Origin of the sequence: Pseudomonas sp. C11 (assembly GCF_034683865.1) — a bacterium.
Lineage (GTDB): Bacteria > Pseudomonadota > Gammaproteobacteria > Pseudomonadales > Pseudomonadaceae > Aquipseudomonas.
In genome coordinates this window covers 187,916-200,350 of the sequence record NZ_JAWIIP010000001.1, presented here as the reverse complement: position 1 = coordinate 200,350, position 12,435 = coordinate 187,916, and the positions used below count along the sequence as shown (strand labels likewise).

Sequence of the window (12,435 nt, the reverse complement as noted above, 5' to 3'; positions counted from 1 at the left end):
CACTCCCTAACTGTCATGTCTCAAATACGCATAAGCCAGCACGGAGGCTGGCTTATGGTGGTGTGCTCGAACGAGGCTACCAGATCAGTCGGCTTTAGGAGCTTCCGCCGGCTTGACTGCGTCTTCGTAGGAAACCGCTTTATCGGTCACGTTGGCCTTCTGCAGAACAGTATCTACAACTTGCTCTTCCAGTACAACCGAACGCACTTCGTTCATCTGCTGGTCGTTCTTGTAGTACCAGGCAACCACTTGCTCAGGCTCCTGGTAAGCCGAAGCCATCTCTTCGATCAGCTCGCGCACGCGAGCATCGTCCGGCTTCAGTTCGAACTGCTTGACGACCTCGGCGACGATCAGACCCAGCACGACACGGCGCTTGGCTTGCTCTTCGAACAGCTCGGCCGGCAGTTGATCAGGCTTGATGTTGCCACCGAACTGCTGAACGGCCTGCACGCGCAGACGGTTCACTTCGTTGCCGATCAGCGCCTTCGGCACTTCGACCGGATTGGCAGCCAGCAGGCCGTCCATTACCTGGTTCTTGACCTTGGATTTGATGGCCTGACGCAGTTCACGCTCCATGTTCTTGCGAACTTCGGCGCGGAAGCCTTCCAGACCGCCTTCCTTGATACCGAACAGGGCGAAGAACTCGTCGTTCAGCTCAGGCAGTTGCGGGGCAGAAACGCTGTTCACGGTAACGGTGAACTCGGCGGTCTTACCGGCCAGATCGAGATTCTGATAATCCTCGGGGAAGGTCGGGTTGATCACGCGTTCTTCGCCAGCCTTGGCACCCACCAGGGCGTCTTCGAAGCCCGGGATCATGCGGCCGGAGCCCAGCACCAGCTGAGTACCCTTGGCGCTACCGCCAGCGAAGGCTTCGCCATCGATCTTACCAACGAAGTCGATGTTCAGCTGGTCGCCATTTTCGGCGGCGCGCTCGACAGCTTCGAAGCGGGTATTCTGCTTGCGCAGGATATCCAGCATGTTGTCGACGTCGCTGTCGACCACTTCAGCCTGCAGGCGCTCGATGGCGATGCTGTCGAGACCAGTTACTTCGAACTCGGGGAAAACTTCGAAAGTGGCGACGTACTCCAGATCCTTGCCTTTCTCGAAGGACTTCGGCTCGACGGCCGGAGCACCAGCCGGATTCAGCTTCTGCTCGACCACAGCTTCGTAGAAGGTAGCCTGGATCAGGTCACCCAGCGCCTCTTGGCGAGCAGCGTCTTCGTAGCGCTGACGGATAACGCTCATCGGCACTTTACCAGGACGGAAGCCAGGAACCTTGGCACGACGGGCAGTCTGTTGCAGACGCTTGTTGACTTCGGTCTCGATGCGCTCGACGGGTACGCCGACGGTCATGCGGCGCTCAAGAGCAGAAGTGCTTTCAACAGAAACTTGCATGGATATTCCTCGTTGCACAGACAAAAGCCGGCTCGAGCCGGCCCCGAATTCAAGGCCAAGCATTCTAGAGGGTCAATATTAAGAAGTCACCCTAGAAGCAGGCGGCAATGCGGGGGGATTTGTAAGATGGTGCGGACGGAGAGACTCGAACTCTCACACCTTGCGGCGCCAGAACCTAAATCTGGTGTGTCTACCAATTTCACCACGTCCGCGTGGCTTTGCAGCTTAAAACAAAAACGCCAGGCTTTTGGCCTGGCGTTCTGGAATATGGGGTGGACGATGGGAATCGAACCCACGACACCAGGAGCCACAATCCTGTGCTCTACCAACTGAGCTACGCCCACCATATTGCATTGCTACTCAAATTGCCTGACCGCCAAGTGGCGCACCCGGCAGGACTCGAACCTGCGACCATCCGCTTAGAAGGCGGATGCTCTATCCAGCTGAGCTACGGGCGCTTATCCATCCGCCTGAGCAGACTTACAAGCTTTCGACTCCAGCCTTACCACAAGGGCTTAGCTTTTGCCGTCTCACCCAGCGAGTGGCTGTTCCTGAGAAGCGGGGCGAATGTTATAGACGCCCCCCGAACCCGTCAACATAAATTTTCAAAAAAATTCAGCGATATAAAGGAGTTACGCGAAAACGACGGCAGGCGCCTTTGCCCACGTGAGCACCCATGCGAGAATGCGCGTCCTTTTTTCATCCCTATTAATGGTTACCCAGCGCAATGACCGCACAACTGATCGACGGCAAGGCAATCGCCGCCAGCCTCCGCCAGCAGATTGCCCAACGTGTCGCCGAGCGTCGCCAGCAAGGCCTGCGAGCACCGGGTCTGGCCGTGATCCTGGTTGGTACCGATCCCGCCTCCCAGGTCTATGTGTCCCACAAACGCAAGGATTGCGAAGAGGTCGGTTTCGTTTCCCGAGCCTATGATCTGCCGGCTGAAACCAGCCAGGCCGACCTGCTCGCGCTGATCGACGAACTCAATGAAGACCCGACCATCGACGGCATTCTGGTACAGCTACCGTTGCCGGAGCATCTGGACGCCTCGCTGCTGCTCGAACGCATTCGCCCGGATAAGGACGTGGATGGTTTCCACCCCTACAACATCGGCCGCCTGGCCCAGCGCATGCCACTGCTGCGCCCCTGCACGCCCAAGGGCATCATGACGCTGCTGCACAGCACCGGTGTCGATCTGTACGGCCTGCACGCGGTGGTTGTCGGCGCCTCCAATATCGTCGGTCGCCCGATGGCCATGGAGCTGCTGCTGGCCGGCTGCACCGTCACCGTCACCCACCGCTTCACCAAGGATCTGGCCTCTCACGTCAGTCAGGCCGACATCGTCGTGGTCGCCGTCGGCAAGCCGGGGCTGGTCAAGGGTGAGTGGGTCAAGGAAGGCGCCATCGTCATCGATGTCGGCATCAATCGCCAGGAAGATGGCAAGCTGGTTGGTGACGTGGTGTACGAGACCGCCCTGCCCCGCGCTGGCTGGATCACTCCGGTTCCGGGTGGCGTAGGCCCAATGACTCGCGCCGGGTTGCTAGAGAACACCCTGCATGCGGCCGAGCACCTGCATAAATAAGCAAGACGCTTGAATGAAAAACGGCACCCTAGGGTGCCGTTTTTTATCGCCGCTGAAACGTAATGCCGCCAGCCACTCCTACATGGGCCTTCTGCTCTTTATAGGAAGGGTTTTGGCCGCCAGTACGCCCGAGCGACTCACTTGCGTGCCTGCTCCCAGGATTTCAGCAGCTCGTCGTAGGCGATGGTTTCACCCTTGGGTTTCTCGTTGGCCAGCTTGGGCTTGGGTGCGCCTGGCTGGTCGAACCAGTACTGCGGGTCACGCGGTTCATTCAGCTTCGGCCCGCACTCGCCCAATACACCGGAGCGCTCCAGGCGACCGAGCATGGTGTCCTGCGCTGCAGCCAGGCCATCGAGCGCCTGCTGCGGGGTCTTGTCGCCACTGGCCGCCTCGGCGATGAACTGCCACCACAGCTGGGCCAGGCGCGGGTAGTCCGGCACGTTGGTGCCGGTCGGCGTCCACTGCACGCGCGCCGGACTGCGGTAGAACTCCACCAGCCCACCCAGCTTGGGTGCAATGTCGGTCATGGCCTGCGAGTTGATGTCCGACTCGCGGATCGGCGTCAGGCCGACCAGAGTCTTTTTCAGCGAGACGGTCTTGGAGGTGACGAACTGCGCGTAGAGCCAGGCGGCCAGGCGCTGTTTCTCCGGCGTGGATTTGAGGAACGTCCAGGAACCGGTGTCCTGATAGCCGAGCTTCATGCCCTCCTCCCAGTACGGCCCCTTGGGTGACGGCGCCATGCGCCACTTCGGCGTGCCGTCCGCGTTGACCACCGGCAGGCCCGGCTTGGTCATATCGGCAGTAAAGGCGGTGTACCAGAAGATCTGCTGGGCAATGGCGCCCTGCGCCGGCACCGGGCCAGCCTCGGAGAAGGTCATGCCCTGCGCTTCCGGGGGCGCGTACTGGCGCATCCAGTCGACGTATTTCTGTGTGGCAAACACTGCAGCCGGACCATTGGTATCACCGCCACGGGCAACGCTGGAGCCCACCGGACGGCAGCCGTCGACGCGAATGCCCCACTCGTCCACCGGCAGGCCGTTGGGCAGGCCCTTGTCGCCACCACCGGCCATGGAGAACCAGGCATCGGTGAAGCGCCAGCCGAGCGACGGATCTTTCTTGCCGTAATCCATATGGCCGTAGACGCGCTGACCGTCGATTTCCTTGACGTGCTTGGAGAAGAACTCGGCGATGTCTTCATAGGCCGACCAGTTGACCGGTACGCCCAGCTCGTAGCCGTAGATTTCCTTGAACTTGGCCTTCAGCTCCGGGCGCTCGAACCAGTCGGCGCGGAACCAATAGAGGTTGGCGAACTGCTGATCGGGCAGTTGATAGAGCTTGCCGTCCGGCCCTGTGGTGAAGGAAATACCGATGAAGTCTTGGAGATCCAGGCTCGGCGACGTGAAGTCCTTGGCCTCACCCTTGATCATGTCGCTGATGGCCATGGCCTTGCCGTAGCGCGCGTGAGTGCCGATCAGGTCGGAGTCGTTGACCCAGCCGTCGTAGATGTTCTTGTCCGACTGCATCTGCGTCTGCAGCTTCTCGACCACGTCGCCTTCCTGCAGCAGATCATGGCGCAGCTTGATGCCGGTGATCTCGCTGAAGGCCTTGGCCAGCACCTTGGACTCGTACTCGTGGGTGGTGATGGTTTCCGACACCACACTGATGTCCATGCCACGGAATGGTTCGGCGGCCTTGATGAACCATTTCAGCTCTTCGAGCTGCTGCTCGGGCGTCAGGGTCGAGGGGTTGAACTCATCAGCGATCCATTTCTTCGCAGCTTCTTCATAGGCATCCGCCCAGGCCGCACCGCTCAAACCGGACAACGCCAGCAAGGCAGCCAATGCCATGCTATGTCGGGTCTTGTTGTTATTGTCGAACATAGAGACCTCCATCTCAGGATATGGGGAGAGGCATACCGGCGGCAGCCCGGCTCAGCCCCAGCGCATGACTGCGCACAACCACAACAGCGATAGCAACGACGCTATCCACACGCTCCAGTCGGTCACGCCGATTACCAGCAAATGCAGGTAGGCGCTGCCGAGCAGACCGATGAACAACCGATCCCCACGGGTGGTGGTGATCGGCAGAAAACCCTTGCGCTCGACGCACGGCCAGCGCAGCTCGACCAGCGTCATGCCGGCCAGCAGCACGGCGATGCCGACGAAGAACAGTGCGGTGGGTAGAGTCCAGGCCATCCAGCTCATGACGAACCTCCCTTACACGCGACCGAGGGCGAAGCCCTTGGCCACATGATTGCGAACGAACCAGATCACCAGCATCCCCGGCAGGATGGTCAGCACCCCGGCAGCAGCCAGCACGCCCCAGTCGATGCCCGAGGCGGACACGGTACGGGTCATCACCGCGGCGATGGGCTTGGCCTCCACAGAGGTCAGGGTGCGCGCCAGCAGCAGCTCGACCCAGGAGAACATGAAGCAGAAGAAGGCCGTGACGCCGATGCCGGAGCGAATCAGCGGCAGGAAGATCTTCACGAAGAATTTCGGGAAGCTGTAGCCGTCGATATAGGCCGTCTCGTCGATTTCCTTGGGCACGCTGGACATGAAACCTTCGAGAATCCACACCGCCAACGGCACGTTGAACAGGCAGTGCGCCAGCGCCACGGCGATATGGGTGTCGAACAGGCCAATGGACGAATAGAGCTGGAAGAACGGCAACAGAAAGACCGCCGGCGGCGCCATGCGGTTGGTCAGCAGCCAGAAGAACAGGTGCTTGTCACCGAGAAAGCGGTAGCGCGAAAAGGCATAAGCCGCCGGTAGCGCCACGCTGAGGGAGATCAGGGTGTTGAGGCTGACGTAGTACAGCGAGTTGAGGTAACCCTCGTACCAGCTACGGTCGGTGAAGATCACCCGGTAGTTGTCCAGGGTGAAGCTCTGCGGCCACAGGCTGAGCCCACCGAGAATCTCGGTGTTGCTCTTGAACGACATGTTCAGCAGCCAGTAGATGGGCACCAGCATGAACAGGAAGTAGATCAGCAGTGCCAGACGTTTGCGCAGCATCATGGTCGGCCTCAGCGGGTTTTGTCGTCATGGGTCATGGCGGTGTAGAACAGCCAGGACACCAGCAGAATGATGAGGAAGTACACCAGCGAGAACGCCGCCGCCGGGCCCAGGTCGAACTGGCCGATGGCCATTTGCGTCAGGGTCTGGCTGAGGAAGGTGGTGGCGTTGCCCGGCCCGCCGCCGGTGAGCACGAAGGGCTCGGTGTAGATCATGAAGCTGTCCATGAAGCGCAGCATCACCGCGATCAACAGCACGCTCTTGAGCTTGGGTAGCTGGATATGGCGGAACACCGCCCAGTTCGAGGCACGGTCGATGCGCGCCGCCTGGTAGTAGACGTCGGGAATGGCGCGCAGGCCGGAGTAGCACAGCAGCGCCACCAGCGACGTCCAGTGCCAGACGTCCATGACCAGCACCGTCACCCAGGCGTCCATGGTGTTGGCGGCGTAGTTGTAGTCGAAGCCCAGCGCATTCAGCGCCCAGCCCATCAGGCCGATGTCGGCGCGGCCGAATATCTGCCAGATGGTGCCCACCACGTTCCACGGGATCAGCAGCGGAATGGCCATCAGAATCAGGCATAGCGAGGCCCAGCGCCCCCGCGTCGGCATGCACAGAGCGATGGCGATACCTAACGGAATCTCGATCAGCAGCACGCAGGCGGAAAAGATGAACTGGCGCAGCAGCGAGTCGTGCAGGCGCGGGTCCTGCAGCACCTGGCGGTACCAGTCGACGCCGACGAAGTAGCGGGTAGCCGGATCGAAGATGTCCTGCACCGAGTAGTTGACCACCGTCATCATCGGCACGATGGCGCTGAACGCCACCAGCAGGAACACCGGCAGCACCAGCCACCAGGCCTTGTTGTTCTGCACCTTCATGGCGCCACCTCCACCAGGTAGTCGTCGGCATAGAGCATCAGCCACTGCGCCGGGAAGCTCAGGTAGACCTGCTCGCGCGGCACGGGCTGATCCTCCTGCAGGCGCGCCTTGAGCACCTGGCCATCGAGGTCGAAAGTGAGGATCTTGTAGGTGCCAAGGTCCTCAACGTGCAGCACCCGGCCACACAGCGCATCTTCATAGGCGCCGTCCCAGACGTGCACGAACTCGGGACGAATGCCCACCTGCAGACGCTTGCCATCCAGTTCGGCCAGGCGCTGGTTGAGTGCCTCCGACAGTGGCAGCACGGTATCGGCGAAGCGCACGCCACCGTCGCAACGCTGCACCTCGATCAGGTTCATGCCCGGGCTACCAATGAAATAGCCGACGAAGGTATGGCCGGGGCGCTCGAACAACTCACGCGGGGTGCCGAACTGGACGATCTGCCCGCCGTACATCACCGCGATCTTGTCGGCGAAGGTGGAAGCCTCCAACTGGTCGTGGGTGACGTAGACCATGGTGATATTGAACTGCTCATGGATCTGCTTGAGCTTGCGCCGCAGCTTCCATTTCAGGTGTGGGTCGATCACCGTCAGTGGCTCGTCGAAGAGGATCGCCGAGACGTCGTCACGCACCAGGCCACGGCCCATGGACACTTTCTGCTTCTCGTCGGCAGTGAGGTTGCGCGCCTTCCTCTGCAGCAGCGGGTGCAGCTCCAGCACCTCGGCGATTTCATGCACCTTGCTCATCACCCGCGCCTCATCCATGCCCTGGTTGCGCAATGGGAAGGCCAGGTTGTCGAACACCGTCATGGTGTCGTAGACCACCGGAAACTGGAAAACCTGGGCGATGTTGCGTTCCTGCGGCGACAGCGTGTTGACCGCCTTGCCGTCAAACTGCACCTCACCCTGGGACGGGCTGAGCAGCCCAGAGATGATGTTGAGCAAGGTGGATTTGCCGCAGCCCGACGGCCCCAGCAGCGCATAGGCACCACCCTGCTGCCAGATGTGGTTCATCTCGCGGATTGCGTAATCTTCCGGCGCTTTCGGCGTGCCGCTGTAGCTATGCGCCAGGTTGTGCAAGCGAATCTCGGCCATCAGGCGGCCCTCCCCTGACGACGACTGGGCGCCTGCACCAACTGTCCATCGGCGGCGAAGACGAATAGCTTGTGTGTGGGGATGTAGATCAGGATCGGCGTGTCCACCGCGTACTCGTGCACACCCGGCAAATGCAGCACCAGCACGAACTGCTCGTTGCGCACGTGAAGGAAGGTTTCCGAACCACTGATCTCGGCCAGCTCGACGGTCACCGCCAGCTCCAGATCATCGTCATTCGACGGCACCAGGCCGATATGGCTGGGGCGCACACCGAAGCGGTACTCGCCCTCAGCGATGCTGCGCAGATCGGGGTTGAGCGGAAAATGCACGCAGTCGGCGAAGCTCACCTCGGAGCCGCTGATGCGCCCCGGCATCAGGTTGATCGCAGGTTCCGAGAACAGCTCGGCGGCCAGCACCTGCTGCGGGCGGTGGTAGACCTCAGCAGTTTTGCCACTCTGCACCACCCGCCCCTCGTGCAGGATGGTGGTGGTACCGCCCAGTGCCAGTGCCTCGTTGGGCTCGGTGGTGGCGTAGATGGCGATGGTGTGGCGCGCCTGGAACAGCTCGCGCATTTCTTGGCGCAGCTCCTCGCGCAGCTTGTAGTCGAGGTTGACCAGCGGCTCATCGAAGAGAATCAGCGAGGCATCCTTGACCAACGCCCGAGCCATGGCGGTGCGCTGCTGTTGGCCGCCAGAGAGTTCCAGCGGATAACGCGACAGCAGTTTCTCGATGCGCAACATGCGCGCCGTGGCCTCGACCTTCTCGACGATCTGCTCCTTGGCCACACCGGCCTGGCGCAGTGGCGAGGCGATGTTCTCGAACACCGTCAGGGTCGGGTAATTGATGAACTGCTGATAGACCATCGACACGTTGCGCTGGCGCACTGGCACGCCGGTGACATCGGCGCCGTTCATCAGTACCCGGCCGCTATTGGGCCGATCCAGCCCGGCCATCAGGCGCATCAGGCTGGTCTTGCCGGCCAGAGTGCGACCGAGCAGAACGTTGAAGGAGCCCGATTCAAAACTCAGGCAGGCATCGTCGATATGCACCTGGCCGTCGACGATACGGGTGACGTGTTCGAGCTTGAGCGACATGGCCTGTCCTTTTTCTTGTCGTGCCATTCGATTGCGAACATCGATAGCGACAAGCGTGCCAGCCCCACAAAAAACAACGCATCTCTTTGATCAGAATCGAAAAAACCGCCAAAGAACGGTGCAGCAACGGTTTTCCACTGAACACTTTTGAACAGTCGAATGTGAACAACTGAACAATTCGTTCGTTGACTTTGAACAGTCTTGAACGACACTGGATCGATCGCGGCGCAGATCGCGAACCAACAAGAAGAGATCGCACCATGACCGACGCTGCCCGCGCCCCGGCGCACGATGCCATCATCCAGGAGTCCTGGTCGCGCTGCCGTGACTACGGCCTGACCCACCAGAGCGCGCCTCGCTTCGACCCGCCGGCGCCAGGCGATCTTTCGGCGCTGCTGGAAAGCCGCCAGGCCTTGGTGCAGACCACGCATCAGGAAGTGCTGCCCTACTACGGCACCATCCTCTCCAACTCCAACTGCCTGATCATGCTCGCCGACGAGCAGGGCCGGCTGTTGCAATCCTGGGGCGACCAGCGCTTCATCGAGCCACGTCAGGCTGCAGGCTTCGTCGCGGGCGCCAGCTGGCTGGAACGCTACACCGGCACCAACGCCATCGGCACCGCGCTCAGTTGCGGCCAGGCCGTGCATATCCAGCACGATGAACACTTCCTGAAGGCCAACCGTTTCATGACCGGCTCGGCCTCGCCGATCTTCGACGAACAGCGGCGCATGATCGCCGTACTCGACGTGTCCAGCGACAGCTACCTGCCGCCGGCGCATACCCTCGGCATGGTCAAGATGATGAGCCAGTCGGTGGAGAACCGCCTGATCCTCAAGCTGTTCGCCGACCAGTACCACCTGCTCAGCTTCAATACCAGCCTCGACAACCTCGACAGCCCCTGGGCCGGCCTGGTGGTGTTCGACGAACGCGGCCACGTGGTGTCGGCCAACCGCCGCGCTGACAATCTGCTCGGCCAACCCCTGACCTACGGCGCCATCGAGCAACTGTTCGACGTGCCTCTACAGCAGTTGCTCAACCAGCCGGACGGCCAGCCGTTCAGCCTGCGCACCAGCGGCCACTTTCGTTTTCACGCACGGGTACGCCGCCCTGCCCGACCGGCCCCCATTCAGCCTCGCGATTTCCGCCCGCAGGTTGCGCAAAGCACGCCACAAGAGCCTCATCTGCATGCACTGAGCATGGGTGACGCACGCATGGACAAGGCCATCCGCCAGGCCGAACGCCTGCTGGAAAAGGACATCCCGATCCTGGTGCAGGGCGAAACCGGTGCCGGCAAGGAGGTTTTCGTCAGGGCGCTACATCGCGCCAGCTCACGCGCCGAACACCCCTTCATCGCGGTCAACTGCGCGGCCATTCCAGCGGAGCTGGTGGAGTCGGAACTGTTCGGCTACGAGAAAGGCGCCTTTACCGGCGCTAGCCAGAAGGGTCATATCGGCCTGATCCGCAAGGCGCACAAGGGCACCCTGTTTCTCGATGAGATCGGTGATATGCCGCTGCGTGTGCAGGCGCGGCTGCTGCGCGTATTGCAGGAGCGCTGCGTACAGCCATTGGGCAGCAGTGAGCTGCATCCAGTCGACGTGCGCCTGGTATCGGCCACCAACCGCCCACTGCGCCAGGACGTCGACAGCGGCCAGTTCCGCGCCGACCTGTACTACCGCATCAGCGGCCTGAATCTGGAACTGCCGCCACTGCGTGAGCGCAGTGACAAGCAGGCGCTGTTCCAGAAACTCTGGGAGCAGCACCGTGAACCTGACCAACATGCAGGTATCAGCCGCGAAGTGCTGGAGCTGTTCCAGCATCACCCATGGCCGGGCAACCTGCGCCAGCTCAGCAGCGCGTTGCGCGTGGCGCTGGCCATGGCCGACGACCAGCCCATCCGCGCCGAACACCTGCCGGATGACTTCTTCCTCGACCTGCCAACAGAGGCGCCCATGCCAGCGCATCTCGAGCCGGATGATGGCGACCTGGCCAGCCAGTACCAGGCGTGCGGCGGTAATATCTCCTACCTGGCCCGCCACCTTGGCCTGAGCCGCAATACCCTGTACAAGCGCCTGCGCGAGCAAGGCGTCCGCCCCTGAACCTTTGTTCGAAGAATCGGCCCAAGCCATACATTTGCCACCGCACTCGCCCTCGAGTAGCGCTGGCGTCGTCCCGCCACGAAAGGATCTCAGCATGCGCCACCTGTACCGCCCCCTGTTCGCCGCCCTGGCGCTGCTGGCCGCCAGCCACGCGCCGGCAGCGCCTTCACTGGAAACACAGGTGGACGCCGCTGCGAAGTCGATGATGCAGGCCTATGCCATTCCTGGCATGGCCATCGCCATCAGCCACAAGGGGCAGTCGCATTTCTTCGAGTACGGAGTGGCATCCCGTGAAAGCGGCCAGGCGGTGGATCGCCACACCCTGTTCGAGCTGGGCTCGATCAGCAAACTCTTCACCGCCACCCTCGGCGCCTACGCCGAAGCCCGCGGCACGCTGAACCTCAGCGACAACGCCAGCCAGTACCTACCAGAGCTGCAAGGCAGTGCCTTCGATAACATCAGCTTGCTGGATCTGGCGACTTACACCGCTGGCGGCCTACCGCTGCAATTCCCGGACGCTGTCAGCAACGAACAGCAGATGCTCGATTACTACCGTAATTGGCAGGCGGTGTATCCGCCGGGTACGCAACGGCTGTACTCCAATCCCAGCATTGGCCTGTTCGGCCACCTGGCCGCCGCCAGCCTGGCCGAGCCGTTTCAGCAGTTGATGGAAAAAGATCTGCTACCACAGCTGGGCATGCAGGAAAGCTACGTACAGATACCGACCGTCCAGATGAAGCGCTACGCCTGGGGCTACCGCGACGACAAGGCGGTGCGCGTGACTCCCGGTGCACTGGATGCCGAAGCCTATGGGCTTAAATCCAGCGCCACCGACATGCTGCGCTTCATCGACGCCAATCTGCACCCGGATCAACTACCCGCACCACTGCGCCAGGCGATCAGCGCAACACATCGTGGCTACTACCAGGTCGGCGACTTGACTCAGGCGCTGGGCTGGGAGCGCTACGCCTACCCCATTAGCTTGGAGAAACTGCAAGCCGGCAACTCAGCAGAAATGGCGCTGCAACCGCAGCTCGTAGAGCGTTTCGCTGCGCCGAGGCCTGCCGAGGGCGACCTGCTGCTGAACAAGACCGGCTCGACCAACGGCTTCGGCGCCTACATCCTGCTACTACCGGCGCGCGATACCGGCCTGGTGATCCTCGCCAACCGCAACTACCCCAATGCCGAGCGTGTGCGCCTGGCTTTGCAGTTGCTGGAAGCCATAGAGCAATAGGACCGCACACGCTTCCGGCCAGCAATCCTGTAGCCCGGATGAAATCCGGGA

General features: G+C 61.5%; 10 protein-coding genes and 3 tRNA genes. 3 read left to right on the top strand and 10 right to left on the bottom strand.

Features of this window, described 5'->3' with window-relative positions:
- Positions 1-84 precede the first annotated feature (84 nt).
- From tig to VC352_RS00845, 4 genes are all read right to left on the bottom strand, one after another.
- The gene (tig, locus tag VC352_RS00860; protein ID WP_322977693.1) at positions 85-1,395 is read right to left on the bottom strand and encodes a trigger factor; all 1,311 of its coding nucleotides are present in this window, start codon (positions 1,393-1,395) and stop codon (positions 85-87) included.
- A 127-nt stretch (positions 1,396-1,522) separates the two neighbouring features.
- Positions 1,523-1,607 (bottom strand) — tRNA-Leu (locus VC352_RS00855).
- 56 nt (positions 1,608-1,663) lie between these two features.
- Positions 1,664-1,739 (bottom strand) — tRNA-His (locus VC352_RS00850).
- A gap of 37 nt (positions 1,740-1,776) precedes the next feature.
- Positions 1,777-1,853: transfer RNA gene (locus VC352_RS00845), tRNA-Arg, on the bottom strand.
- Between the two features lie 269 nt (positions 1,854-2,122).
- On the opposite strand from VC352_RS00845, the gene folD reads away from it, so the two are divergent.
- Positions 2,123-2,977, top strand: coding sequence for a bifunctional methylenetetrahydrofolate dehydrogenase/methenyltetrahydrofolate cyclohydrolase FolD (folD, locus tag VC352_RS00840; protein WP_322977692.1), 855 nt, complete (start codon positions 2,123-2,125; stop codon positions 2,975-2,977).
- Between the two features lie 137 nt (positions 2,978-3,114).
- Here the strand turns inward: folD and VC352_RS00835 are convergent, their stop codons facing one another.
- Genes VC352_RS00835 through VC352_RS00810 form a run of 6 tightly spaced genes read right to left on the bottom strand, consistent with a single transcriptional unit; the run spans position 3,115 to position 9,054 of the window.
- Positions 3,115-4,857, bottom strand: coding sequence for an ABC transporter substrate-binding protein (locus VC352_RS00835; RefSeq protein ID WP_322977691.1), 1,743 nt, complete (start codon positions 4,855-4,857; stop codon positions 3,115-3,117).
- A gap of 51 nt (positions 4,858-4,908) precedes the next feature.
- Entirely contained in the window at positions 4,909-5,181 is a 273-nt protein-coding gene (locus tag VC352_RS00830) for a DUF2160 domain-containing protein (protein WP_119691160.1), read from the bottom strand.
- Positions 5,182-5,193: 12 nt separating this feature from the next.
- Positions 5,194-5,994, bottom strand: a complete 801-nt coding sequence (locus VC352_RS00825) for a carbohydrate ABC transporter permease (protein ID WP_322977690.1) — start codon at positions 5,992-5,994, stop codon at positions 5,194-5,196.
- A gap of 8 nt (positions 5,995-6,002) precedes the next feature.
- Positions 6,003-6,866, bottom strand: a complete 864-nt coding sequence (locus VC352_RS00820; RefSeq protein ID WP_268183774.1) for a carbohydrate ABC transporter permease — start codon at positions 6,864-6,866, stop codon at positions 6,003-6,005.
- Positions 6,863-7,960: an ABC transporter ATP-binding protein gene (locus VC352_RS00815; protein ID WP_322977689.1), complete on the bottom strand. Its 1,098-nt coding sequence runs from the start codon at positions 7,958-7,960 to the stop codon at positions 6,863-6,865. The genes VC352_RS00820 and VC352_RS00815 overlap by 4 nt, the downstream gene beginning before the upstream one ends.
- On the bottom strand, positions 7,960-9,054 hold the full coding sequence (locus tag VC352_RS00810) for an ABC transporter ATP-binding protein (protein ID WP_322977688.1): 1,095 nt from the start codon (positions 9,052-9,054) through the stop codon (positions 7,960-7,962). The genes VC352_RS00815 and VC352_RS00810 overlap by 1 nt, the downstream gene beginning before the upstream one ends.
- A gap of 260 nt (positions 9,055-9,314) precedes the next feature.
- Here VC352_RS00810 and VC352_RS00805 point away from each other — a divergent pair, with 260 nt between their 5' ends.
- Positions 9,315-11,150 (top strand): sigma-54-dependent Fis family transcriptional regulator, encoded by a 1,836-nt coding sequence (locus tag VC352_RS00805; RefSeq protein WP_322977687.1) that lies wholly within the window; start codon positions 9,315-9,317, stop codon positions 11,148-11,150.
- 94 nt (positions 11,151-11,244) lie between these two features.
- Positions 11,245-12,384, top strand: a complete 1,140-nt coding sequence (gene blaPRC, locus VC352_RS00800; protein WP_322977686.1) for a PRC family class C beta-lactamase — start codon at positions 11,245-11,247, stop codon at positions 12,382-12,384.
- Positions 12,385-12,435 lie beyond the last annotated feature (51 nt).